Here is a 26038-nt window from a genome sequence, read left to right on the forward strand (position 1 = left end):
CCCAAAATGACAGAAATGTCATGTAGGCCTGTCAGCTTGGGCGATCGTGTAGGCATGCCCGACCTAGACGTTCGGTTCGTGCCGCCGGAGTAGCCGAGCAAAAAAGGTCGGCTGGCGATAGTCCGTCCGGCTTTCAGCGACGAGCCGGCGGCGCCGGCCGCTGAACGGCAACGTTAGCGGCCTTACTTCCCCGCAAATGTCGACGTGTTCGCGGCTTGCGGTAACCAGCGGCGTGCCGCCGCGTTCTAGCGCTTGCTCCAGTTTATCAGAATAGTGCCTTGCCGGGCGTGATCTATTTAGTCTGAACGTCGCTATGTGGGGCCGTGCGGCCATCCTAAAACTCCGCTGGCGAGGAACCCCGGAAGCAATAAGGCAGGGCGTGTTCGCCCACTTGCTATCATTCCAATTGACCCGCTACGTTAGTGAAATGGCATTGCATCCTGATGTCGCTCGGCTTGCTGAAACACTTGAAGCCATGACGATATTGCTGAAGCTGCACGGTGACAACGGATGGGCCGAGCAGATCGAGCGGTGTAGATCGAGTATCGCGCAATCCGACTATCACGGCGTCGACCGGCTTTTGTGCCTCTACGGTGGAATGGGATCGCTGAACGACGTGATTCTGCAATCCGGTGGAGTTGCCCCGGGAGAAGACAACGAGCGGTTTGACGCGCTTCGAACCGATGCTTGGAAAAAGACGAATGCACTGGCGCGCGACGGAGCGCGCGGGAACGGCAGCTGACTTTGCATTCATGTGATTCTGGTCGACCGAAACTAGCGTTGACGCGGAAGTCGTCACCGCAGGAGATAGTCCTTGCGGTGCTGCCGATTGATGGCTGCGGCTGGTCTGGCACGTCACGCAAATCTACGGTGCAGCAAGCGCACGACGCTGACCTTCGGGGATGTCGTCGCCGCAGACTGCGCAGTTTCAGGCATCGGATATGTTCTAAGACGCGCGGTGGGTTGCCCGCGGCGCGCCGATCGGCAACTAATGCTAAAATATGACGTAAAAGCCAGATAGATTCATTATTGATCGATCCACTATACACTAGGACTAAGCGTTTAGCTGGTCCTGACGCGTAGATTCGAGCGATACTGTGGTTACCAGCGGGACTCGAACCTTTCTGAACGAGCATAAGAAGCGTTCCTGCTATTGGACGAGCAGGGTCTGATAGAGTTGCGCATAGGCACCGAGGATCGTGTCATGGTCATAGTCGCGGCGCACCCGTTCGCGCATCGTTTCGCCCATCGCTAAACGCATCGCGGGATCGCCGGCAATCGCTAAGATCCCCGCCGCGGTCGCTGCCGGGTTGACCAGCGGCGTGACGATGCCGCCATGTCCTGAGTCCGCGCCGCCGCGGCCCTCGATCATCTCGCGGCAACTGCCGACATCGGGCGCGACCACCGGGATCCCGCACGCGCCGCCTTCCAGGATAACCAGTGGCTGTGCCTCCGACAGGCTGGTGAGCACGAGCAGGTCGATCTTCGCCATCCAGTCCTCGATCCGCACGCGTCCGGCAAAGCGGAAGACCGGCGTCAGCGCCAGATCCTCGACCAGCCGCGTGCATTCCGCGGCATATTCCGGGTCCTCGTCCTCCGGGCCGAGCACGACGAAGCGAATGTCGGGGCGTTCTGCATGCGCGATCGCGGCGGCGCGGATGAAGGTCTTAACGTCCTTGATAGGAACGACGCGGCCGAGCAATGCGACCAGCGGATGCGCCGGATCGCGCTGGTCCGGGAGTGCGGCAAACCGTTTCGAATCGATGCCGTTCGGAATAACGCGGACACGGTCGGCGGCAGCCCCCAGCCGGCGCTGGACCGCTGTATTCTCGCCGTACAGCGCGACGATCGGATCGCAGTTGTCGTAGCAGGCGGTCGCATAGCTGGTGAACGCGCGCACCCACAGATCGCGTAAGTCGCGGACGCTGCGTTCCAGCTCGAGCCCGGTATCGACCTGATCGCCGATCCAGTCGGCCATCATCACTTCGATCTGACGTTCGAGCAGGTAAATGCCATGCTCGGTAATGAACGCCGGGCGCCCGGTCTGGCGCGCGGCGCGGGCGGCGAGCAGGCCGGCAAAACCGGTCGAAATCGTGTGGTAGGCGCGGGCGCGGGGCAGGGGCGTCGTCAGTACAGCAAGCAGCCCGCCCAGCAGCACGCGCATCGCCCAGAAATAATGATGGAACGACGCCTTGGGCAACATCGCTTGGTAATGGCGCTTCAGCCGCGCAAACACTGCGGGGTGCGACAGGATGTCGCCGGGCGCGAGCGGCCGGGCGTTGCCGCCGATCAGGTCGATGAGCGTCGTGAGCCACTCCGCGCCACCGGTCGCGACGAATGCAACCAGCGCATCGGCGATCGGTACTGCTACCCGGTCGGGGATCGCGCGGGGTACGGCAGGCTCGGGCGCCAAACCGATCTCGACTACCGCGACGACGTTGGGCGGCGGCGTCAGCTGGAACGGGAGGAGTCCGGCGCCCGGCTTAATCGCGGCGATTACGAACCGGACGTCGGGCAGGTGGGTGATAAGATCCTGCAACCAGCCGGAGACCCCGCCGATCACATAGGGATAGGCGCCCTCGACGATCAGGCAGATGTCCGCCTCCGGTATATCGATCGACGTTTGCCCGGACCGTTCGGCGAGCCCCGCAAGCCGGATCACGCCGTAGCCCCCGTCAGCCACCAGTTCGCCAGCGTCTTCGCGCTGCGGTCGCCTGTGTCGATGGGAGGATCGGGCCGTTCCGACGACGCCTCGATCGCAGCCGCCATGCGGTCGATCGCGTCATAATCGCCGGCCGCCCACAATGCCTCCATCGTCAGCGCGTCGCGCGTCGCCGAACGCGGATCAACTGCCCCGTGAGATATCGCGGCGGTCATCGTCGCGACCGCATCTTCACGGAGGTGTAGACGTTGGGAATCGGAGAGCAGCACGTCCGAGCGTGCGTGGTCCGCCAGCAACTTTGCCAAGCTCGTTGCTGCGTCAGGAGCGACCCCATCGGCAACGCGCGCCGACAGCCGCGCTCGCGCCAGCACGAGGTTCTCCGCGACCCGCGCCGATGCGGCCGCCGCCAGCGCGCGGATGGTCTGGTCACCATCGGTCAGCGCCAATGCAATGAGCGGCGACAGCGCCGGCTCGAACGATCGCACCACGGTTTCCAACGCACGCCGCCGCTCGGCGACCCCACCGTGACGCATGATCGTGACCAGTGAACTCAGCGTATCGGGCGTCGCATGATGAACCCGCCCGTCGAGCATCCGCGCAACGGCAAGACGCGCGCCGCGCTGGGTCGAATGCCCTGCTACCGGACCGAACATCTCGTCGTCGCTGCGTTGTACCGAGGGCCGAAATATGCGCGTGAGGGGAAGTGCGGCGAGCAGACCGAGCGGCCCCAGCACGCCGAGCATGGCGGGGGCGAAACCGGTTGCCGTGTCATGGCGCAACCACGTGACTAACCCGATTGCGCTCGATGCCGCATGGACTGCGAGGGCCGAGCCGACCGCAATACCGGCCATCCAGCAGGCGGTGAGGATGGTCATCTCCAGAACCGCGAGCGCGATCAGGCGGCGGATCATGCGACCAGCCCGGCGGATCGCAAAGGCCGCTGCGTTGTGGCGAGCGTATCGGCGAGCAGCGGCGTCAGCCACGCGGCGATCTCCGCAAGTTCGGCGGTACGGCTGGCGTTGAGTGTCTCGAACGGCAGCGCGTGGAGGACCAAACAGCCGACGATTTCGCCCGTATCCGGATCCGGCAAGGCAATCGCGGCGACGCCGATCCTGTCGAGCACGCGGCGATCGGTGCGCTTTGCGACATGCAAGAGACCGTGGTGTCGTTCGACCCGCTCCAGCAGCGACACGGGCAACACGTCGCGCCGCCCTGCGGTGACCGGCCCGCGGACCCACGCGCGTGCCTCGTCGCCAGTAACGCGGTAGCAGGTGAAATCTGGGGTCCGAGCGGCCAGAGCGATCAACTCGCCAATCGCGCCGCGCCGCACAGCCGGTTCCTGCGAGCAAAGTCGTGTCGCGGTCTCGATCGCATGGCCGACGGTATGCGCTTCCGTCGCGATCTGGACCTGCAACTGGCGATTGGTCTGCGACAGCGTCGCGAACGCGTCGGTCAGCCGTGCCAGGTTGCGCGTCGCAACACGGCCGCGCTTTTCCAGCCGATCGTGACGCCCGGTCCGCATGATCGTCACTTCGCCGATGATCCCCGCGGCGACGAACCACATCAACGGCTGAAGCGAGAGATGGAACAGATGGTCGAGATAGTCGCGTTCGCCTGCGCTGTCCTGCACATGTGCGAGCCACAATCCCGATGCGACGGCCGCGGCGAGGACGCCAGGGCCCGTGCCGTAGGCGAGCGCCATCATCAGCACCGGCACCCAATACGGGTTGGGATGGACGTGCGCGAAGCCGGATCCGCCGGTCAGCCACCAGTCGAGCACGATCAGCGCGGCGAACGCGATGGCGATCTCTGCGGCGATCCTCGCGGAGCGTCGCCATCTGGTGTGCCACTTGGCCGCCTGTTCGTCGTGAGTCACTGCGTATCCCCAAGGCTGCGTGTCAGCAGCGCCCGTGCGTAAAGTTGGCGACCCGAAAAGCCTGGGCGTGCGATCGACGTGATGCCACCGCTGCCCTCGACCCGCCACGCGACGCCGATCGGGGCCGCGATGCCGAGGCTGGCGGTCGGACCGTCGCCACCGAACCTATCGACGGTCCAGCCTGCCAGTGCGGTCATCTGCACCGTACCGAGCGCGCCGCTGAGCAGGCCCTGGACGGTATGGTTCTCGCGCGTGGCGAGTGGGATGATGGCCAGGCTGTCCGCGCCGAGCTGCATGCGCTCAACATATTCCGCCTCGAACCGATAGGTCAGGCCGAGCGCGGGAAACTGGCGACGAATGAGATAATCGACCCCGCCGCTCGCGACGATGGTGTCGCTCGCGCCGCCGCTCCCGGCGAGCCCGTAGCGGTTGGCGCCGATATCGCCTTGCACGACGAGGCCCGGAGTCAGGCGATAGGTAACCCCGAGCAGGGCGCGTGACAGATACCCGCCTGCCAGAACCTGCGCCGGCGTCGAGTAATCGGGCATGTGCCGGGTCAACGTGACGCGAAACTGAGCATTGGCGGACCCGGCGACGGCCTTCGCACCGCCTCCGGTGACGCCGTCGTCGAGCGCGGCGGACGCGAGCAGCTGGACGCGGACCGCGCCGTCGAACGCGGCGGCCAGCGAGGCATCGACCACGGTATCGCCGGTTCGCACGGTCTGCGCGTCCGTGCCGAATCTGCTGACGACATGGCGGAGGCCACCACCGGCGACGAGGGTGTCGCCCACCGCCGCGTCGATCCTTGTGGCGAACTCCGCCTGCGACAGGTCGCTGCCGTCGCGCGCGGTGACGCCGATGCTGGCTGTCCCCGATGCGGCAGCGATCGCGCGCCGTGCAGTCAGGTCGTCGGCGGCGAGCGCACGGTAGTCACGTGCCGCCCCGCGCACGTCACCGTCGGCCAGCCGCGTGTCGGCGAGCATGCGCGCCGCGCGTGGGTCGGTCGGATAGCGTTTCGCCAATTGCGTCGCGGCGCGTCGTGCCGGCCCCGGATATCCGGCTGCGGCATCCGCCTCGATCGCGGTAAGCGCGGCATCGGATGCGGTATCGTCGCCAGTCTCGGCGAGCGGTTCGGTCGAGTACGGCGGTGAGAAGGTTACCGCGACCGTTGCGCCCGCCTGCCGCCACGTCATCGACCAGCCGGCGGCGGGACGTAGGACGAGGCTGTCGTCGTTCCAGCGAAGATCGCCGATCGCATCGCCCGCCGCCTCGCGGAACGCGGCGATCCGGTCGGCGCTCATCGGCTGATCGAACCGCGCGACCAGCTCTCCATCGCGGTCTTCGATCCGGACGACGGCTTGGTCGGGCCAGGCGATCACGGACTCGGGCACCACGACCCGGCTATCCGCGAAAACGCTATGGGGGACAGTCAGCGCCGGCGCGTCCGTCAGGCAGAGGAGCAGCGCGATCATTGCGCCAACACCGCTCGCGCGCGGCCCGGTTGCCCCTGCGCGATCAGCAGGCGGGCATGCAACGCGGCGAGCGATCGGTCGCGCGGGGTCTCGGCGCGCAGCGTCTCGACCAGCGCGACGGCCTCGGCCCGACGACCGAGCTTTTCCAGAATTTCCGCGCGAGCCTTGCTGGCGGCCGGCGTTTGAGCGAGCGCGCGGTTTAGCCAAGGCCGTGCCGCACGCTCTCCCCCGACCCGAGCCTGCACGTCGGCCATCAGCCGCAGCGCCGGGAGGTCGGTCGGATCGCTCGCCAGATGCTGGTCGAGCCACTTCACCGCACCCTTGCCATCGCCCGCGTTCCACGCCGTCCAGGCAAGGTCGAGCTGATCCCGCGGCGCCGCGACCCCGGCTGCAACGCGCCGTTTCGCGATCGCCGCCGCTTGTGCCGGGTCTACCTTCGTGGGGGCTGCGGCGGACAGCGCGGCGACCTGCGCCGGATCGAGCGAGCGGCCGTCGAGCAACGACGCCAGCAGCGCACGACCGGCGGTATCATTGCCAGCCGCGCGGGCCAGCGACAGCCGCATCAGCATCACGTCGGTCTGGCTCGCAAGCGGATGCCGCGACAGGAACGCTAGCGCCTCGCCCGGTCGATCGCGCTCGGCATAGCGCGTCAGCCAGGCGCGCTGCTGGTCCGCGATGCCCTGCAAACTTTGCTGTTTGAGCCAGGCGAGATCGTCGGCCCCCGGGCGCGGCCCCATCAGGTACAGGAGGCGCTGTGCTACCGGTGCGGTCGGCGCCATTCCGGTCGCCGCCCGTCGCAGTACCGCCATCGCATCGCCGCGGTAACCCGTTGCAAGCAGCCGTTCCGCCTCCCGCTCGAGTTGCGCGCCCGGCGCTGCGGCATGCGCTAGCATTTCGGTACGCAGGCCATCTCGGTCGCCTGCCTCGGTCAGGATCGCCTCGCGCGCGGTCGCCCGCTGCTCGACCGGCAGATAGTCGGCCGCTCTCAGCCCTGCCGCGGTATCCTTCGCGCGCGCCGCGACACGGATCGCTAGCCAGGGATCCGCCGCCCGCCAGTTCGCGGTCGTCGCCTTGTCGAGCAGCGCGATCAGGTCAGTGCGCTCGGCCTTGTCGGCGCGCCGGGCCAGATCGAGCGACAGCGCGGCATCGGGCGGCGGGATGACGTGGTTCGCCGCTGCTACGATCACGAGGTCGGGCCGATCGATCGCATAGGCCGCCGCAACGATATCCGCAGCCGCCACCGCCCCGCGCGTCTGCGCCGCCCGCGCGACGAGCGCGGCCGCATCCGCAGTCCGCCCGGTTTGGCGAAGAAGGTCGACACGCAGCCGCCACGTCGCTGGCGCCCCGCCGTCGGGCCGTGCCGCCAGATAGCCGAGCGCCACCGCCGGCCGCTTCGCTGCGACCAGGTCATAGGCGACCTGTAGCGTCGACACCGACTGGCCCTCGGCGATCAGTTGCGCGGTCAGCGCGGCAAGCGTCGCTGCATCGGCAGTCGCGATCTGCGCCGCGATCGCCGGGTGCGCAGGCGGTTGCACCGGTGGCGATACCGGCGCGGCGGGGAGCGAACTGCTCGCCGTCGGCAAAGGCTGTGCACGGCGCGCGGCGTGGCGGATCTCTCGGTCGTTCGGCAACAGCATCAGTCCGCCCGCAAGCAGGCCGAGCCCCGCCAACGCGGGCAGGACGATCGCGAGCCGTCCGCGTCGGCGGTCGATCCTCATCAGCTCGGCTCCGGGACCAGTCGGTCGAGCGCCAGCGTCGCGATATAGGGGCTGAACCCCGCGGCGCGTTCGCGCGCGTACAGCGCCGCGACCTGTTTCGTGTCGGCCGGATCCCAGTAATCGAGCGTCATCAGGCTCAGCGCCGGGTTTCGGGTCTTGGCCGCACGCAGGCGACCGGCTTGCCAGGCCCAGTCCGAATCGCTGAGCAGTTCATAGCGCTTGGCGGTGAAGTTCCAGCGCGACGCCATCGCCTCGCCGAGCAGGTAATCGATCTTCGGCGCGACGTCGGGTAGCAAGGCATAGCCGCGGTTGAGCATGATGCGCATTCTGGGAAAGCGGGCGCGTACGGCGGCAATCAGCGACACGCCTGCTGCCACCATGCCTTTGTTGGCCACCGGATCCTGCCGTTCCATCGCTTCGGCATTGTCCATCGTATCGATGAAGATTCCGTCATAACCGAGCGCCAGGATCGCTGGGACGAGGCGGTCGAGCACCGCCGCGCGCCACGCCGGATGACGCAGGTCGGCCAGCCGCGCGTCGGGCCAGTTGGGATTGGCGTCCCTCAGCGCGCCGGCCTTTTCGAGCCCGGCGAAATACGGCCGGCTGCGCTCGACTTCGCCGAAGCTGACATAGCCGAGCAGGACGCTGCCGGGTGCACGAAGCGGTGCGATCGGGCGGGCGTGGTGCGGCTCCAGCACCAGCAATGCGCACGCCTTTGCCAATACGGGATCGGTCGTTGCGCCGTAATCGACGCCCCAGCGCAGCGCGGCGTTCCCGGACGGCTTGGGGGTGGCATCCGATCGCGACCGCACGCCAAGCGTCAGAGCCGTTGCACCTATCGCCAGCATCCGCTGCATGATCTTCCGGCGCGACATATCCATAATTCCCGTCACAACAGACGCCCTCCGTGCCCCACGACCGAGGGATTGTTGCCGACGAACAGCAGGTAAGTGAGGTTGACCGTGGCCTCGGCGACCAGCGCCATGCCGACCGACGCACCGACCACCGCGCCCGCCATATAGCCCCAGCCGAATGCGGCAAACCCCGCATCCCATTGCAGCAGCGTCGCGACGCCGCTGCCGATCGCGAACGCGGTCCAGGTCAGCAGGATCCGCCCGAACAGGTCGTAATAGGCGAGAACGACGGTCGTCGCGATCACCACGAGGTGGAAGACGGTGCCGAGCGAGGTCTGGCGAAACGCGAAGATCGCACGTGCGTCCGCTCCGATCAATTCGAACAGCGGCACCGCGAACACCCAGGCGAGCGCGGCGACGAGCGCCTGCACCAGCAGCATGATCCGCAGCCCGTCGAACATCGTCCGCGCGAGTTCGCTGCGCGCCTCCTCGATCCGTTGCAGCGTCGACGTGCCGGTACACCGTACGATCATGTCGCCGAACGCGCGATCGAACCGCGTCTCGGTGACGATCAGCAACAGCGTCAGGCCCGGCACCATTGTCAGCAACCCGAGAAAGCTGCCCTGGTCGTTGATCGGATTGAGCCGTAGTAGCCCGATCGCGCGGATGCTGTCGGGACCTGCCCATAACAGCCATTTGTCGATCCAGATCGCGGCGACCCCGGCTATGCCCGCCGCCGCGACGATCCACGCTAACCGCGGCGTCATCGCATCCCGCGTCGGCAGCACGGGCGGCGCGGAGAAATGCCGACGGATGACGGTCACGATCGCTGCCAGTGTCAGTCCGATGCCCCCTGCGATCACCGCGAGCACGGTGACGACGTCCGGCTTCGGCAACAGCGCCAGCAACATCGTCGCAAAACCGATGCCGAGCAGATAGGCGAGGGGGATCGCGCGGTAACGGCGCAGAGCGGTGAGTAGGGGAGCCGCGATCCAGACCTGCGTCAGCCACGCGAGGATCAGCGTCGCGAGTGCCGCCTCACCAAGTGGGAGCCGAGCGAGCGTCCCGAACACCACCGCGCCGACTGCCAGCGAGATCGCGCCGCCCGCAGCGAGTGCTACCAGCATGATGCCGGAAACGCCGCCGGCATCGCGTGCGAAGATCCGGTCCGCGACCATCCGCGTCGCGAGAATGCCGACCGGCGCCGCGGCGAGCGCGGACAGGCTGAACGCATAGACCAGGATCGTCTGCACCGTCCGCGCGCCATCGGCGCCGAGATGCGTGCCCGACCAGTGGTTGAGCATCGCCATCGCGACCGCCGTGATGAGCCACGGCCCGGCGCTGATCACCGCACCGAATGCGGCGGCGCCCACGATCCCGCCGACACCGCCTTCACGCGCAGTTCTCGCTAACTGGAAGCCTATACCTGCCATAACACCGGCGGCCTATGCCGTGGACTACATGAACAAATCGTTCGCGGTCAGGACGAGTTGGCCGGTCAGGGCGATCAAGCAATCGCATGCCGAACCGCGGTCGGCATTGCTCTTAAGACGGTAGATTCCTCCCCGCCGATCATATGGTAGCTGTAACAAAGCTGCCGGTGCGGTAAACTTCGCCCGTCGTGCGATGAGGTGAACACCAGGTCGCCGCGTGCAAACAGCGTCGTGTTTGCCTCGATCATTCACAGGCCGATCTTGTCCTCACAAATAGCGAAATCGGTACTCAGGTCGCGCGACGACCATGCGGCCCATCCCCCTCTACCTCGAACCGGCCTCTATCGGCGCACGCGCCGGCATTCAGCGTCCGGTGATCACTGAAATGGGTGTCGGCGGTAAAGAACAGAGTTACGCCGGTCACAGCATCTCGAGCGGGCGGCGGCTGCGCGGGGCGGGGAAGGCGGCATCGAGCGCAGCCAGGTGATCGCCAGACAGGGAAAGGTCGACCGCAGCACGATTGTCGCGGACGTGCGCGACGCTGCCCGCCTTGGGTATGGCAATCACGTCGCCCCGCCGAAGTGTCCAGGCGAGGGCGACCCGTGCGGGCGTAGCGCCGATCGTCTCAGCGATCCTACGGAGTGTCTGGTCGGCGAGGAGGCGGCCCTGTTCCACCGGGCTATACGCCATTGCCGGAATGGCGTGAGTTTCCAGCCATGGCAGCAGATCATGCTCGGGGCCGCGGCGGGTAAGATTATAGAGGATCTGGTCGACGGCGCAGCCGCCGCCGCGAGCCGCCAGCAGTTCCTCCATGTCGCTCGTATCGAGATTGCTAACGCCCCATTGGCGGATCTTGCCGGCCGTTCGTAACGCCTCCATCGCCTCGACCGTCTCGCCGAGCGGCACCGATCCCCGCCAGTGAAGCAGGTAGAGATCGAGCCGGTCGGTGCCGAGCCGCTTCAAGCTTGCCTCGCAGGCGGCATGCAGGCGAGCATGGGACGCGTTTTGGGGATAGGCCTTGCTGACGAGGAAGAGCTTGTCGCGAACGTCCCCCAACGCTTCGCCGATCAGCTCTTCGGCAGCGCCGTCACCGTACATCTCTGCCGTGTCGATCAACGTCATGCCGAGATCGACTCCCAGACGCAGCGCAGCGATCTCCTCTGACCGGCGATCGGATCGCTCCCCCAGCATCCAGGTGCCTTGACCCAGTGAGGGTATCCGTTCGCCGCCCGGTAACGATACTGTTCGCATGCTTTGCCTCGGCTAACTACGTGATACCCAGCAAACGAATGAAGATAAGGTCAGATGCATGCTGGGGGGCTGAAAAGAAGGTCGATCGAACGATGAACAGGGGTCACTGAAAGCCGGGCGGTACGAACTGGACGGGCTGACTTATGCCGGTCACGCAGTCGCGGATCATCGGCGGTTGACGAGATGAGCAAGCGCCTGAAGTTGGAAAGCGGGGAGCCGGGTGTAAATGACCGGCTACGGGTCAACCCAATGAGATTGCGGATCTTCACAGCCGCATGAACCCGGCTGCCGCTGTTGCATGATCCCCAGTGACTAAATCATGCCGGAAAGGGTTGGATACCTTTCGATAAACGCCGCCTAAGCATTTCGGCATGCGTAGTTTCCGAGGGTCACTTCGATAGCTTTCGGCGCATACCCTCCTCGACCAGAACCCTGCACGACAGCGCCGCTCTTCGGCGCAGCCTGCAGGGATCGTGACACTCAGACGAGGATGGAACGATGGTGGTTGCCGAACATGGTACGACGGGAGGCCGGCATGCCGTGATTTTATGTCACCCCGATCCGGCGAGCTTCAATCATGCAATCGCGGGCACCTATTGCGACGCGGTTCGCGCGGCGGGGCAGGAGGTTGTGCTGCGCGACCTGTATGCGGTCGGCTTCGATCCCGTGCTGAAGGCGGCGGAGCGACCCACCAACGTCGCCGCTGTCTATGGCGCAGATGTGCTGGCCGAAATGGACGTGATCAAAGGCTGTGATGTTTTTGTGCTGGTCTATCCGATCTGGTTCGGCACACCGCCGGCGATGCTGAAGGGCTATGTCGAGCGCGTCTTCGGCGCCGGCGTCCAGCCGGAGTCGTTGCAGGGACGCGTGCGGACCGAACTACTCGGCGGCAAGCGCCTGCTGAGCTTCTCGACCTCGGCGGCGAGCAAGATCTGGCTCGACGAACAGGGGCAGGGGCAGGGGCTCAACAGCGTCTTCGACCAGTATCTGGTGCACGCGTTCGGGATGCGGTCGCAGGAGCACCGGCGGTTTGCTCACATCGTGCCGGGGCTGAGCGCGCGCTTTGCCGATCAGTATCTGCGCGAGGTCGCGGGCCAGGCGCAGCGGACCTGTGCGCAGATCGCGTTCGGGGACGAGGCGCTGCTTGCCGATCCCGCGCTCGTCGCCCGGATGGCAAGCTGATCCCTTCGCATCTTCAAGGAAAGTTCATGACCCGTATGATGCAAGCCGCCGTCGTCGAGGCGTTCGGCGCGCCCCTAACTTTACGCGAATGGCCGATACCGGTCGCAGGGCCCGGGCAGATCGTCGTCAAGACCGAAGCATGCGGGGTGTGTCATACCGATCTACATGCCGCGCACGGCGACTGGCCGGTCAAGCCGATGCCGCCCTTCATTCCGGGGCATGAGGGGATCGGGATCGTCGTCGAGGTCGGCGCGGGGGTGACGATCGTCAAGCTGGGCGACCGGGTCGGCGTGCCGTGGCTATACTCGGCGTGCGGGCATTGCGAATACTGCCTGTCCGCATGGGAGACCGTGTGCGCCGAGGCGGAGTTCGGTGGCTACACGCGCAATGGCGGGTTCGCGGAGTATATCCTCGCCGACCCGAACTACGTCGCGCATATTCCCGCTGGGCTGTCCGCGATCGAGGCTGCGCCGATCATCTGCGCGGGCATCACCACCTACAAGGGCATCAAGGAAACGGGCGCGAAGCCGGGCGAGTGGATCGCGATCTCGGGCGTCGGCGGTCTGGGGCATCTGGCGGTGCAGTACGCCAAGGCGATGGGGTTGCGCGTTGCCGCCGTCGATGTCGACGAAGGCAAGCTCGCGCATGCCAAGGCACTGGGCGCGGAACTGTCGATCGACGCGCGCAAGCCCGATGCGATCGCGGCGATGAAGGACGGGACGGGGGGCGGCGCGCACGGCGTGCTGATTACCGCGCCTTCCTTGACCGCGTTCAACCAGGGCGTCGCGATGACGCGACGCAAGGGGACGTGCGTGCTGGTCGGCCTGCCGCCGGGCGACTTTCCGCTGCCGCTGTTCGATGTCGTGGCGCAGTGCATCACGGTGCGCGGCTCGTTCGTCGGGACGCGCAAGGACATGGCCGAGGCGCTCGCCTTTGCCGCGGATGGCAAGGTGAAGGCCGACATCGAAGTGCAGCCCTTGTCGGCGATCAACGACATCTTCGACCGGCTCCAACACGGGCAGGTCGCGTCGCGCGTCGTCCTCGATTTCGGGAGCTGAACATGGCCGATATTGCAACGCTGACGCCGACCAAGGCACACCCGCTATCCCCCGACATGCTGCGGCGGATGGACGCATATTGGCGGGCGGCGAATTACCTGTCGGTCGGCCAGATATACCTGCGCGACAATGCGCTGCTGGATCGGCCGCTGACGATCGCCGACGTGAAGCCGCGGCTGCTTGGGCATTGGGGGACGACGCCGGGGCTGAACTTCCTGTACGTCCATCTCAACCGCCTGATCGTCGAGCATGACCTCGACATGATCAACATCATCGGGCCGGGGCATGGCGGGCCGGGGCTGGTGGCCAACACCTATCTGGAGGGCTCGTACACCGAACGCTATCCGGCGATCGAGCGGAGCCGCAGCGGCATGCACCGGCTGTTCCGGCAATTCTCGTGGCCGGGCGGCATCCCGAGCCACGTCGCGCCCGAGACGCCGGGATCGATCCATGAAGGCGGTGAGCTCGGCTATTCGCTCGCACACGCGTATGGCGCGGCGTTCGACAATCCCGACCTGATCGTCGCGTGCGTGGTCGGCGACGGCGAGGCGGAGACCGGCGCGCTGGCGGCGAGCTGGCATTCGAACAAGTTCCTCAATCCTGCGCGCGACGGTGCGGTGCTGCCGATCCTGCATCTCAACGGCTTCAAGATCGCCAACCCGACGATCCTGGCACGGATCGACGGGCATGAGCTCGACGCGTTGCTGCGCGGCTATGGGCATGAGCCCTATTATGTCAGCGGCAGCGATCCGGCGGCGGTCCACCAGCAGCTTGCCGCCGCGCTCGACAAGGCGCTGGCGCGGATACAGGCGATCCAGGCGGCGGCGCGTGTCGAGGGTGTGGCGCTAGAGCGACCGCGCTGGCCGATGATCGTGTTCCGCACGCCGAAGGGCTGGACCGGGCCGAAGTTCGTCGATGGCAAGCCGGTCGAGGGCACGTGGCGCGCGCATCAGGTGCCGATCGCGGACTTCAAGGATCCCGAGCATCTGCGCCAGCTCGAGGCGTGGATGCGGAGTTACCGACCCGAAGAACTGTTCGACGAGGCGGGCAAATTCCTGGAGGAGTATGCGTCGCTCGCACCGACCGGGCATCGGCGGATGGGGGCGAACCCGCATGCCAATGGCGGCGAGCTGATGGTGCCGTTGTCGCTGCCCGATTTTCATGCGTTCGCGGTGGCGGTGGACGCGCCGGGCACGGTCAAGGCCGAGGCGACGCGGGTGCTCGGGCGGTATCTGCGCGACGTGATGAAACTCAATCTGGCGACGGTGAACTTTCGGCTGTTCGGGCCGGACGAGACCGCATCAAACCGGCTCGCTGACGTGTACGACGTGTCCGGGAAAGTCTGGATGGCGGAGGTCGAGGCGGTCGACGAGCATCTCGGGCCCGACGGCCGCGTGATGGAGGTGCTAAGCGAGCATCTCTGCCAGGGTTGGCTGGAGGGGTATCTGCTGACCGGGCGGCACGGGTTGTTCTCGTGTTACGAGGCGTTCGTCCACATCGTCGATTCGATGGTCAACCAGCATGCCAAGTGGCTGAAGGTGACCAAGGCGATCCCGTGGCGGCGGCCGATCGCGTCGCTCAACTATCTGCTGACCTCGCATGTCTGGCGGCAGGACCACAACGGTCTGTCGCATCAGGATCCGGGGTTCATCGATCACGTCGCGAACAAGACCGCGGACGTCGCGCGGATTTACCTGCCGCCCGATGCGAACTGCTTGCTGTCCGTCGGCGATCATTGCCTGCGCAGTCGTGGGTATGTGAATGTGATCGTCGCAGGGAAGCAGCCGGAGTGGCAATGGCTCGGGATCGACGCAGCGGTGCGGCACTGCACCGCGGGCGCGGGGATCTGGGCGTGGGCGGGCGACGATGCTGACCCCGACGTGGTGATGGCGAGCGCAGGCGACGTACCGACGCTGGAGACGCTGGCGGCGGTGACGATGCTGCGTGCGTACGTGCCCGATATCCGCATCCGGGTGGTCAACGTGGTCGACCTGATGGTGTTGCAGCCACGCTCCGAACATTCGCATGGGCTCGACGAGCGCGAGTTCGACGCGATGTTCACGCGCGACAAGCCGGTGATCTTCGCGTTCCACGGCTATCCGGCGATGATCCACAAGCTGACGTACCGGCGCGCCAATCACGCCAATATCCACGTCCGCGGGTACAAGGAGATGGGGACGACGACGACGCCGTTCGACATGGTCGTGCTGAACGATCTCGACCGATACCGGCTTGCGCTCGACGCGATCGAGCGCGTGCCTCGGCTGCGCGATTGCGTGCCGCGCGAGACGGCGCGGTATTGGACGACGATGGAGCGGCACAAGCTATACATCGCCGAGCAGGGCGACGATCTGCCGGAGGTGCGTGACTGGCAATGGTCGCGGTAGTTCTTGCGCTCAACAGCGGGTCGTCGTCTCTGAAATACGGGCTGTATGCGGTCGATCCGGAGCCGGTTCTGCTCGTCAGCGGGACGATCGAGACGCTCGACGATGATGGCCACGATCACGCGCGCTTCTTCGACACGATCGAGACCGCGTTGAAGGGGTGGCCGGTGCCGACGGTGATCGGTCACCGGATCGTCCACGGTGGCCCGCGCCGCGACGCGCATTGTCGGATCGACGATGCGGTGATGGCGGATCTGGAAGCGGCATGCGCGTTCGCACCGCTGCACGGACCGGCGTCGCTGGCGCTGATCCGGGCGGCGCGCGCGCGCTATCCGGGCGTGTCGCAGGTCGCGTGCTTCGATACCGCGTTCCACGCCGAGATGCCCGACGTTGCCAAGACGCTGCCGATCCCGCGCGCGTATCAGGCGGGCGGGGTGCGGCGCTATGGCTTCCACGGCCTGTCCTGCGAGTCGATCGTCCGACAGCTCGGCGACGACCTGCCCAGGCGGCTGGTGATCGCGCATCTCGGCAACGGTGCGAGCGTGACGGCGGTTCTGAACGGCCGATCGATCGACACGAGCATGGGGCTGACTCCGTCCGGCGGCGTGATGATGGCGACGCGGACGGGCGATCTCGATCCGGGGGTACTGCTCCACTTGTTGCGCGAGAGGGGGCTGGATGCGCCGGCCTTGGCCACACTGGTCGATCACGCATCGGGCATGGCAGGCGTCTCCGACCTGTCCGGAGACATGCGCGTCCTGCGCACTGCCGAGACCGCGGACGCCGACCTCGCCACCCGCATGTTCGAACGGTCGGTGTGCAAGCAGATCGCTGCGATGATCGCCTCTCTCGGGGGCGCCGACATGCTCGTGCTGACGGGGGGCATCGGGGAGAACGACGCGCCGACCGCCCGAGCGATCCGCGCGGGTCTCGCGTGGGTTCCCGGCCTCGAGACCCGGATACTCGCCTCGCAGGAGGACGCGCAGATCGCGCGCCACGCCGCCGCGCTCGTCTGAGTGAGGCGGGCCTACGTGCTTCCCGACTCCCGACGCCGCGCCGATCGCGCGCTAACTTCCCTTCATCGATCGGCCCGGACCATGTCTGCATCGTGCGGCATGGGGGCGGACGGGGGAGTTGGTGATGAACGCTGTCCACACCGAGATGCTGTATTTTCAGCGCCGCCTGGCCGCCACGCAGGTCATGGCCGCCGCCGCAGCGGGACCGTGTGCGCGGGTCGCGCACGAGACGCTCGCGGGCCTCTACGCCGATACTCTGGCGACGCTCGCTGCGAAGCTGGCGTGCCTGATCGCGGAGCCGCCGCTGACATTCGCATCGCGCGCGCTGCGACCGGATCGGTCGGTCGGCTTGCGCGTCCTGCGTACCGCAATGCCGCGCTCGCGCCTAACGCTGAAGCTCGCCTGCTAGGCGCGCTGTTGCGCAGATTTAGTCCACAGCGCGCCTCGGATCAGGATGAAGCCCGGGACGAGCGGCAGCCACAGCGTGAAACGCGCAGCAGCAACGTCGCCGCGAGCGCCGCCTCGACCGGCACGCCCATCAACGCGAGCATCCCCGTCGCGCCCGCCTCGAACGTACCAAGGCCGAGCGGGATCGGACCGAGCGTCGCGATCATCGATGCGGTCATCACCGCGACGAACGCGACCGGGAATCCGATCGGTTGCCCAAGCGCGAGGAAGCATACCATCAGGCTGGCGGCGTCGGCGAGGAAGACGAGGCCGTTGAACGCCGCAACGCGGACGATCAGCCGGCGGTCGACCAGCAGTCGCTTGGGTGCCTCCCCGACGATCGCGACGAGTGCGCGGATGCTTGCGAACCGGGCGAGCATTGGCGAGACGGGACGCCGTCCGCGCCGGCGGATCCACAGCGCCAGCCCGGGGATGGCGGTCGCTACGACCAAGAACACGAGCACGAATCCGGCGATCCAGATTGACGCCAGCCCCTTGATCCACAGCACCGCCAGCATCGCCAGCGCACAAATTCCGTACACCGTGTAGAAGCCGATCATCGCAACCAGCAGCGTCGCGACGGCGTTGCCGCGCTTGACCCCGAGCGCGGTCAACTGGTCGACGAGGAACATGTTGCCACCCATTCCCGCGACCGGAATGACCTGATCCGCGAACAGTTTGCCAACCGCGATCAAGTAGAGCCGGCGCAGTGGTCGCGGCGTGGCGGTCTGACCCAGCACGATCTTCCAGCCCGCCGCGACGCTCGCATAGGTGGTCGCCTGCAGCCCGAGTGCGACCAGCACCCAGCCGGGATGTGCATCTTCGAGCATCGTCACGAACGCATGCAGGTCGCCGATCCGCAGCACCGCGCCGACCACGATCGCGATCACCGCGACGCCCAGCACCCAGCCGATGTGGCGCAACGCTCCGCGCCAGAGTGCCGCCACGCTCATTCAGTGGCGCGCGTGTCTGGTGGGGCGGTGATCGAACAGGAAGGTCTTCAACAGCTCGGCCAGCACAAGATAGCCGAGCGTGACGCCACCAAGGCTCGCAACCACGACGAGCGGCGGCGCGACGAAGCCGAACCAGCCGCCGACCGTCGTGAACGGCAGCACCATCGCCACCAGCAGCGCGCCCAGCGACGATAGCGCAAGCGCGGGCCGCGGCAGGTCCGCCCAGGGCCGCCCGTTGGTGCGGATCACGAAGATCACCAGGATCTGCGTCGCCATCGATTCGAGGAACCAGGCGGTGCGGAACTCGGGTGCCGCGACGTGGAAGACGAGCGACAGCCCCGCGAAGGTCAGCAGGTCGAACGCCGACGACAGCGGGCCCATCATTGCGGCAAAGCGGATCAGCGCGGGCATGCTCCACACCTGCGGCCGCGCGACCGCTTCGGGCCGGACGCTGTCGAACGGAATGCCGATCTCCGATACATCGTAGAGCAGGTTGTTGAGCAGGATTTGGGTCGGCAGCATCGGTAGGAAAGGTAGGAACAGCGACGCCGCGGCCATCGACAGCATGTTGCCGAAGTTCGAGCTGGCGCCCATCCGAACGTATTTGAGGATGTTGGCGAACGTCCGACGTCCTTCCTGGACGCCGTCCGCGACCACGCCGAGATCGCTGTCGAGCATGATCATGTCCGCCGACGCCTGCGCGACGCTGGCCGCGCCGGCGACCGACAGGCCGATATCGGCGAGCTTCAACGCTGGCGCGTCGTTGATGCCATCGCCGAGATACCCGACGATCGCACCGCTCGCCTGGAGCGCGCGCACCAGCCGCGCCTTCTGGTCGGGGGCGAGCCGGCCATAGGCATCGACGTCGCGAACCTGCACCGCTAGCGCGTCGTCGCTGAGTTTGGCGATGTCGGCCCCGGACAGCACGCGAGCGGTGGCAAGGCCTACCAGCCCCGCGAGACGGGCGACCACGACGGGGTCGTCGCCCGACAAGATCTTCAGGCGGATACCCGCGGCTTGCAGACGCGCGACGGCGGCGGGGGCAGTCTCTTTCGGCGGATCGGCGAACGCGCACAGCCCGGCGTAGACGAGGTTGGTTGCGTCGTCTGGGGTTGGCGCATGCGTGGGGCCGGTCCAGGGTCGTGAGGCGATCGCGATGGCGCGCAGGCCCTGTTCGGCAAGCGTGCAGACTTGCGCAAGGACCGCCGTTCGGTCCGCTTCCGTCAACGCCGCGCATCCGGCTAGCACCGCTTCGGGCGCACCCTTGGTGATCAGGATCGTGCCGGCCTCGCTGGTCGCCAATACCGTCCCGAGCCGTCGATCAAAGTCGAACACGCTCTGCGCCGCCAGCGTCCAGCCCTTCGCGGCTTCCGGCGACGCGGTTACCATCGCCGTATCGAGCGCTCCATGATCCCCGCCGAGCCCAGCCGCGATAGCGCCTAACCGGGCGGCTTCGGCATCGTCCGCTCCGGCGCAGTTGACGCTACGCGCGAGACTGATCAGCGCAGAGGTCAGCGTGCCCGTCTTGTCCGTGCACAGGATCGTCATCGCGCCGAGATCGTGGATCGACGCGAGCCGCTTCACGATCACCTTGCGCTTCGCCATCCGCATCGCGCCGCGTGACAGCGTGACGGTGGTGATCATCGGCAGCAACTCGGGTGTGAGCCCGACGGCAAGCGCGACCGCGAACAGCAGCGACTGGAGCAATGGCCGACCGAGAACGATGCTCGCCGTCAGTACCACGACGACCAGCGCCAGCGTCAGCCGCGTCGTCAGTAGCCCATAAGCATGCAGATCGCGCTCTAACGGGGAGGGTTCGGCCGCAGTTGCCAGCGCTGCGGCAGCCGAACCGAACAGTGTCGCGCGGCCGGTGCCGAAGACCAGCGCGGTCGCCGTCCCGGTCTGCGCGATCGCGCCGCGGAACAGCGCGTTTGAAGCTTCGGCGGCGGTGGTTGCGGTGACGATGCCGGCGCACTTGTCGACCGGATAGGGTTCGCCGGTCAGCGCGGCCTCGTTCGCGGTGAACGCATCGCTGTCGAGGATCAGCGCGTCGGCCGGAATGATGTCGCCGGCGCGGACCTCGACGATATCGCCTGGCACCACCGCTTCGATCGCGACCGCGACGAACGTGCCGTCCCGGCGGACGCGCGCGGACACTGCGACCGACTGGCGCAGGATCGCCGCGGCATGGACCGCCTGTCCCTCCTGATAGGTGTCGAGCAGCACCGAGAATCCGAGGATTACGACGATGATTGATCCGCCGACTGCATCGCCGGTCGCTGCCGACACCAGCCCGGCTGCGAGCAGGATCAACGACAGCGGCTCGAGCAGTCGCCGCGCGATTGCCCGTACAGGGCCGGTGCGCGTCTCCGCGCTGTCGCTGTTCCAACCGTAGCGTACGAGACGCTGCGTCGCCTCCGCGACGCTCAGCCCGTCACGTGACGTTTGGAGTTCGGCCAGCAGTGCCTCGGCTGACCTGGTCCAGAACGGGGCCTCGTCCTGCGTCAGGCGACCGGCTCAGCGATCGGAAGCTCACCGGTCAGTTGCGCATGCGGCGACGTATTGCTGTGGTCGTGATGGACCATGATCCGGCGCGGGCTGAGCGGCTCGAGCACCAGCTTGGCGCGCTCCATCTCCGCTTCGCTGCCGTGTGCCATCACGAGGAACCCGTCGGACACGATATCGGTCTCGTAGGTGACGATCGAGTCCTCGGGGATGCCGACGCTGGCGAGCGCCGCGACCAGCGCGCCGGTGCCGCCAAGCACGACCGCGCCCTCGATCGCCGCGATCACCGTCGCGGCCAGATGTCCGAGTAGCACGACTCCGCCGACGACGGGTACGGTCGCGTAGAGCCCACCCATGAACAGCCCCCACAGGCCGCCCCATAGCGCGCCGCGCGAACCCCAGAAGCGGATCCGGTCGCCGCTGTTGTAGAACCCCGTCGCGGTCTGGTCGCTGTGATAGCCCTTGCCGACGATGCTCAACCGCCGCAGCCCGAACCCCGACGCGGCAAGCGCCTTCACCGCGGCATCGGCCTGGGCGTGGTCGTCGAACACGGCGACGATCGAATGGCTGAATTTCATGGCGTGATCCTCGGTAAGGGAGCGTTGCCAAACCGTACGATCGGGGTGCGGCGGCACCAGCGTCGGGAACTACCTACCGTGCGTGCTGGCGGGCGCGAGATCGTGAAGCGCGACGAACGCCTTGAACAGCACGCGCGGATCGAACGCGCCCTTGTAGACCGCGGGCGGCGATCGACGCAGGCCGAGCAGCGCGTACACCGCGGTTTGCGCCGACCGTACCGAATATTCGACGGTGAAGACGCAGTCGTCGGCGAGCTCGCAATATTGGCCGATGACCGCGAGGTTGGCGGTGTCGGCCGGTATGACGTCGGGTCGATCGCCGTGCCGTCTCGGCATGAACTGGCTGGTGATGAACGGCATCATGCACGGAATACAGGTCGCGCTGGCGAGGATCGTCTCGGCCTCCGCGACGATGCCGAGATGGCCGAGGATCTCGATCATGATCTCGCGACCGGTACACTCCGCCATCGGTTTCCGCACGAAATCGCCGGTTGTGTCGACGCTCAGTCCATATCCCCAGAATACCGCAACGTCGTCGGGCTGGCCGAGGAAATGCGGCTGGTAAGGGATCACGATCGAGGCGAGCCAGCTCGACTCGGAAAAGGTGATCAGCCCGCCCTCGCCGGGGACGTTGCCGGTCGCGTCGCGGATCAGCGCCAGCAGGGTCGCGTCGTGGAGCGTGGTCGTGAACGATACCCATTTCGAGCGGTCGAGATCTCCGGTAAAGACCGCCGGCCTGCCGAACTGCGGCCGCCCGTCCGCGAGTTTCTCCCACAGCGCCCATCCGCCGCCGGCGTTCGCGCCGAGGAGGGTTGGGGCGGTGACCATCGATCCGAGACTTGAGCCTGCGGTCATCGAGCCGAGCGTCAGCAGCACGTAATCGTCGGTATCGACACGGATCTCGCTGGTCCTCGTACCTTCGGCGATGCGGATGCCACGGACGACGGTCATTCCCTCGTCGTCGGCGAGGCGCAGGTCGGTGACGACCGTGTTCATCCGGAAGTGCACGCCGCGCGCGACCAGCCATGCGTGCAGCGGGCGGACCAGCGAGTCATATTGGTTGAGCCGCGTCCGCATGATCCCCTCGAGTCGGTTGAAGCCCCCGACCATGTGCGCGAAGCGGAGCAGATAGCGCTTGAATTCGACTGCGCTGTGCCACGGCTGGAACGCAAAGGTCGTGCACCACATCAGCCAGAAACCGGTCTTGAAGAAGCCTGCGTCGAACTGGTCGGCGATGGTCGAACGGTCGAGGATGGTTTCGGGCGTGATCGCCAGCCGTTCGAGCCCGTGGATATGGTGGCCGGTCAACCCGAATTCCGGCGCGACATGGCGCCTGCCGCCCGAGAACAGCCGGGAATGCGACGACGTCTTCATCACCGCGTTCCAGTCAAAGATTTCCTCGGTGACGGTCTTGTCGCCGTCCAGCGTCGGGATCGAGGCGAACAGATCGAAGGTGCAGAGATATTTCGATTCCAGCATCCGCCCGCCGTGCAGCGAATAGCCGTTTTCCGCCGATCCACCGCCGTCGAGGCTGCCGCCGAGCAGCGCGCCCTCGTCGATGATCGTGATATCCGCCCCGCGCATGTCGCCGTCGCGGATCAGGAACGCGGCTGCCGCGAGCGATGCGATCCCGCCGCCGACCAAGAAGGCCCGTCCTTCGTCGCGAGGGACGGGCGCGGTGTCGGGGTCTTCGTGGAATGGGTCAGTGGTGAGCATAGGAACGTCCTTGATAAAGAGGGGCTGGTCCGAGGAGCTCAGCCGTCGGCGTTCCAGCCGGACCATCCGCGGTTGATCGAAGCGGCGATCGCGGTGAGGAGTGTGGCATCGCCCGTGGTGCGGTCGAGGATCCGGTCGCCGTGACGTTCGGCGGCGTGGACCAGTTCGGGCGGCGGGACGATCCCGTCGAGCAGGATCGCTTTGCCACGCCAACCAGATGCGCGCATCGCGTGGAGGGTTTCCATGCCGCTGCCGTCTGCGCTCTCGATGTCGACGATGAGACACGGGAAATCACGCGAGCGCGGATCGGCAAGCAGCGCCGCGCTGGTCGCGTAGGAGCGCACGTCGTAGCGTTCCGACAGCAGCATGATCTGGCGCGCGCGACGGATCGCGGGATCGCCATCGACGAGCGAAACGCCGATGCCGTCATGGGATTGATTGGATTGGTCGGTCATCGGATGGTCCTCGTTGCGACCTTCGATGACACGCGGACAATCTCGCGTCTGTACGTAGAAGACGAGGGGCGTGGGGGGCGGCTCAGACCGGCTCGGCGGTTTCACCCAACCCGGCCGAAAACGCGATGCGCAGGACGTCGGACAGGCTGCGCGCGGCAAGCTTTTCCATTAGATTGGCGCGGTGGACTTCGACGGTGCGGGTGGCGATGTCGAGGTCGTACGCGATCAGCTTGTTGGGGCGACCCAGCACCATGCCGTCGAGCACGTCGCGTTCGCGCGGGGTGAGGGCGGCAAGACGGATGAGCGCGTCCGAGGCGGCGAGGTGCTCGCGGCCGGACCGTGCCGCGTGCGCCAGTGCCGTCTCGATCGCGGCGAGCAAGGCGCTGCGCTCGAACGGTTTTTCGAGAAATTCGATCGCGCCCGCCTTGATCGCGCGGACCGCGAGCGTGACGTCGCCGTGGCCGGTCAGCATGATGACGGGCAGCGCGATGCCGCTTTGCGCGAGGCGCGCCTGCACCTCCAGCCCGTCGAGATCGGGCATGCGGACGTCCAGCAGAACGCAGCCGCGTGTCTCCCGCGTCACGGACTTCAGGAAGTGCGTGCCCGCCGGATAGGTCTCGACCGCATACCCAGCCTTGCGCAGGAGAAAGCCGACCGACTGGCGGATCGCCTCGTCGTCGTCGACGATATGCACAATGCGGAGTGGGTCAGTCATCGGTGTCGCTTTCCTGAAGCGTGGCGAGCGGCACGGTGAAGTGGAATGCGGTGCCGCCGCTCGCGACGCCATCCGCCCAGATCCGGCCGCCATGCGCCTCGACGATCGTCCGGCAGATCGACAGTCCGAGCCCCATGCCGTCTTCCTTCGTCGTCGCAAACGCTTCGAACAGGCGCGCGCGGACGTCGCTGTCTATGCCGGAGCCCGTGTCCGCGACGGTGATCTGCATCCAGCCTTCACGGTCGGAGGCGGTAGCGATCGACAGCGTCCGGACCGGTGACGCGGCCATCGCATGGATCGCGTTGCGGATGAGGTTGACCAGCACCTGCTGGGTCTGGATGCGATCGACGCGGACAATGACCGGGCTTGGCGAGGCCGTGTAGACGACGGTGATCCCCGCCTCGTGCGCGCCAAGCAGGCCCAGGCTGGTCGCCTCTTCGACGAGCAGGTCCAGACGTTCGTCGCGAAAGCCCGTATCGCCGCCATCGACGAACGCGCGCAGCCGGCGAACGATCGTGCCCGCCCTCAGCGATTGCGCCGCCGCCAGGTCGAGCGCCTCGGCGATATCGGCCAGCAGCGGATCTGCGCTGTCCTCGATCATCGCCCGCGTTGCCTCAAGGTAGTTGGCGATCGCGGTCAGCGGCTGGTTGATCTCGTGCGCCAAGGTCGAGGCCATCGTGCCCATCGCGCTGACGCGGGAGACGTGGACGAGTTCGGACTGGAGTTCCTGCACGCGGCGTTCGGTCGCGTGGCGGTTGGTGAGGTCGCGGATGAAGCCGGTGAAGATGCGTTCGCCCGCGATCGACGCCTCGCCGACCGCCAGTTCGATCGGAAACGTCTCGCCGCCTTTGCGCATCGCGCGTTCGAGCCGGACGTTGCCGATCACGTGACGCTCGCCGGTGTGGCGGTATTTGCGCAGGTGCGCGTCGTGGTCGCGTGCTTCTACCTGCGGCATCAGCATCGCGACGTTCTGGCCAATTACGTCGCCTGCAGCGTACCCGAAGACGAGCTCTGCGGCAGCGCTGAACGAAGCGACGATGCCGTTCTCGTTCATCACGATCATCGCGTCGGGGACGGTGTTGAGGATCGAGCGGAGATGATGTTCGCGCCGGACGATCGCCGCCTCGGCGGCCTTTTCATGGGTGATGTCGCGGATGACCTTGCCGAACCCGCGCAGTGCGCCGGCGTCGTCGTGAAGCGCGGTGATCGTGACGTGCGCGAGGAATTCGGAGCCGTCCTTGCGGACCCGCCAACTTTCCTCCTCGATCCGGCCATCGCGGTGCGCGCGGGCGAGGTCGGCTGCGGGTTTGCCCGCGGCGATATCGTCGGCGGGGTAGAAGATCGCGAAATCGCGGCCGATGATTTCTGCCTCGGCCCAGCCCTTGATCCGTTCGGCGCCGCGGTTCCAGATCGTCACGCGGCCATGGGGATCGAGCATGTAGATCGCATAGGTCGTAGCGCCGTCGATCAGCAGCCCCAGTTCCTCCGCCAGCGCCGCATCGCCGCGCGCCACTGCCTGGGGGTCGGTATCGTGCGGCGACTGCGACGCGATCATGCGGGCGGTGCGGTGGCTCGGGGAGCGCAGAGGCAAGTCATTGAGACGCCGGCCTTGTTCGACACATTGGTCCAATCCGGCGGGGGGCGATGATACGATACCCTCGTTCGGAACATGACGCATGTTAAGCCAAAGACCTGCTATATGCTAATAGTCCTTCGACAATCGCGATCGCCGACAGGATCGTGGCGCCGACGACTATTCTTCG

21 protein-coding genes are annotated in these 26038 nt (G+C 66.6%); 6 read left to right on the plus strand and 15 right to left on the minus strand.

The features are described 5' to 3' along the window. Positions 1–427 precede the first annotated feature (427 nt). Positions 428–742 carry a hypothetical protein gene (locus tag E5673_RS10730; protein WP_136189988.1) on the plus strand — a complete coding sequence of 105 codons (315 nt, stop codon included), beginning with the start codon at positions 428–430 and terminating at the stop codon, positions 740–742. Positions 743–1150: 408 nt separating this feature from the next. On the opposite strand, the gene pelF is transcribed toward E5673_RS10730, so the two are convergent. From pelF to E5673_RS10770, 8 genes are all read right to left on the minus strand, one after another. Next, positions 1151–2683, minus strand: coding sequence for a GT4 family glycosyltransferase PelF (pelF, locus tag E5673_RS10735; RefSeq protein WP_247599330.1), 1533 nt, complete (start codon positions 2681–2683; stop codon positions 1151–1153). Then, entirely contained in the window at positions 2659–3573 is a 915-nt protein-coding gene (locus E5673_RS10740) for a hypothetical protein (protein ID WP_136189989.1), read from the minus strand. Before E5673_RS10740 ends, pelF begins: the two co-directional genes overlap by 25 nt. Then, a complete protein-coding gene (locus E5673_RS10745; RefSeq protein ID WP_136189990.1) occupies positions 3570–4538 on the minus strand; it encodes a hypothetical protein in 969 nt (322 codons plus the stop codon). Before E5673_RS10745 ends, E5673_RS10740 begins: the two co-directional genes overlap by 4 nt. After that, positions 4535–6010 (minus strand): hypothetical protein, encoded by a 1476-nt coding sequence (locus E5673_RS10750; protein WP_136189991.1) that lies wholly within the window; start codon positions 6008–6010, stop codon positions 4535–4537. The genes E5673_RS10745 and E5673_RS10750 overlap by 4 nt, the downstream gene beginning before the upstream one ends. After that, positions 6007–7728: a hypothetical protein gene (locus tag E5673_RS10755; RefSeq protein WP_136189992.1), complete on the minus strand. Its 1722-nt coding sequence runs from the start codon at positions 7726–7728 to the stop codon at positions 6007–6009. Before E5673_RS10755 ends, E5673_RS10750 begins: the two co-directional genes overlap by 4 nt. Further along, on the minus strand, positions 7728–8603 hold the full coding sequence (locus E5673_RS10760; protein WP_136189993.1) for an endo alpha-1,4 polygalactosaminidase: 876 nt from the start codon (positions 8601–8603) through the stop codon (positions 7728–7730). The genes E5673_RS10755 and E5673_RS10760 overlap by 1 nt, the downstream gene beginning before the upstream one ends. Before the next feature lie 14 nt (positions 8604–8617). Beyond that, positions 8618–10015 carry an exopolysaccharide Pel transporter PelG gene (gene pelG / locus E5673_RS10765; protein ID WP_136189994.1) on the minus strand — a complete coding sequence of 466 codons (1398 nt, stop codon included), beginning with the start codon at positions 10013–10015 and terminating at the stop codon, positions 8618–8620. A 420-nt stretch (positions 10016–10435) separates the two neighbouring features. Continuing rightward, positions 10436–11266 (minus strand): aldo/keto reductase, encoded by an 831-nt coding sequence (locus E5673_RS10770; RefSeq protein ID WP_136189995.1) that lies wholly within the window; start codon positions 11264–11266, stop codon positions 10436–10438. A gap of 498 nt (positions 11267–11764) precedes the next feature. On the opposite strand from E5673_RS10770, the gene E5673_RS10775 reads away from it, so the two are divergent. The 5 genes from E5673_RS10775 to E5673_RS10795 all read left to right on the plus strand — a co-directional run bounded on the left by E5673_RS10775 (position 11765) and on the right by E5673_RS10795 (position 17315). After that, positions 11765–12448 carry an NAD(P)H-dependent oxidoreductase gene (locus E5673_RS10775; protein ID WP_136189996.1) on the plus strand — a complete coding sequence of 228 codons (684 nt, stop codon included), beginning with the start codon at positions 11765–11767 and terminating at the stop codon, positions 12446–12448. Positions 12449–12474: 26 nt separating this feature from the next. Beyond that, positions 12475–13506 (plus strand): alcohol dehydrogenase AdhP, encoded by a 1032-nt coding sequence (adhP, locus tag E5673_RS10780; protein WP_136189997.1) that lies wholly within the window; start codon positions 12475–12477, stop codon positions 13504–13506. Between the two features lie 2 nt (positions 13507–13508). Then, positions 13509–15893, plus strand: coding sequence for a phosphoketolase family protein (locus tag E5673_RS10785; protein ID WP_136189998.1), 2385 nt, complete (start codon positions 13509–13511; stop codon positions 15891–15893). After that, positions 15881–16906 (plus strand): acetate kinase, encoded by a 1026-nt coding sequence (locus E5673_RS10790; RefSeq protein WP_136189999.1) that lies wholly within the window; start codon positions 15881–15883, stop codon positions 16904–16906. Before E5673_RS10785 ends, E5673_RS10790 begins: the two co-directional genes overlap by 13 nt. A 124-nt stretch (positions 16907–17030) precedes the next feature. After that, entirely contained in the window at positions 17031–17315 is a 285-nt protein-coding gene (locus E5673_RS10795; protein ID WP_136190000.1) for a hypothetical protein, read from the plus strand. Positions 17316–17355: 40 nt separating this feature from the next. Here the strand turns inward: E5673_RS10795 and E5673_RS10800 are convergent, their stop codons facing one another. The 7 genes from E5673_RS10800 to E5673_RS10830 form a co-directional block, all read right to left on the minus strand. Next, positions 17356–18300, minus strand: coding sequence for a lysylphosphatidylglycerol synthase transmembrane domain-containing protein (locus tag E5673_RS10800; protein WP_168711604.1), 945 nt, complete (start codon positions 18298–18300; stop codon positions 17356–17358). A gap of 6 nt (positions 18301–18306) precedes the next feature. After that, entirely contained in the window at positions 18307–20814 is a 2508-nt protein-coding gene (gene mgtA / locus E5673_RS10805; protein ID WP_136190002.1) for a magnesium-translocating P-type ATPase, read from the minus strand. Continuing rightward, on the minus strand, positions 20811–21389 hold the full coding sequence (locus E5673_RS10810; protein WP_136190003.1) for a DUF1269 domain-containing protein: 579 nt from the start codon (positions 21387–21389) through the stop codon (positions 20811–20813). Before E5673_RS10810 ends, mgtA begins: the two co-directional genes overlap by 4 nt. 69 nt (positions 21390–21458) lie before the next feature. Continuing rightward, complete coding sequence (locus E5673_RS10815; RefSeq protein ID WP_136190004.1) at positions 21459–23105, minus strand: oleate hydratase; 1647 nt, start codon at positions 23103–23105, stop codon at positions 21459–21461. A gap of 38 nt (positions 23106–23143) precedes the next feature. Continuing rightward, positions 23144–23560, minus strand: a complete 417-nt coding sequence (locus tag E5673_RS10820) for a response regulator (RefSeq protein ID WP_136190005.1) — start codon at positions 23558–23560, stop codon at positions 23144–23146. An 82-nt stretch (positions 23561–23642) separates the two neighbouring features. Further along, positions 23643–24275, minus strand: a complete 633-nt coding sequence (locus tag E5673_RS10825; protein ID WP_136190006.1) for a response regulator — start codon at positions 24273–24275, stop codon at positions 23643–23645. Next, positions 24268–25830 carry a PAS domain S-box protein gene (locus E5673_RS10830; RefSeq protein WP_168711605.1) on the minus strand — a complete coding sequence of 521 codons (1563 nt, stop codon included), beginning with the start codon at positions 25828–25830 and terminating at the stop codon, positions 24268–24270. Before E5673_RS10830 ends, E5673_RS10825 begins: the two co-directional genes overlap by 8 nt. Positions 25831–26038: the final 208 nt, after the last annotated feature.

Source organism: Sphingomonas sp. PAMC26645 (genome assembly GCF_004795835.1).
In the GTDB taxonomy this organism is placed as follows: Bacteria; Pseudomonadota; Alphaproteobacteria; order Sphingomonadales; family Sphingomonadaceae; genus Sphingomonas.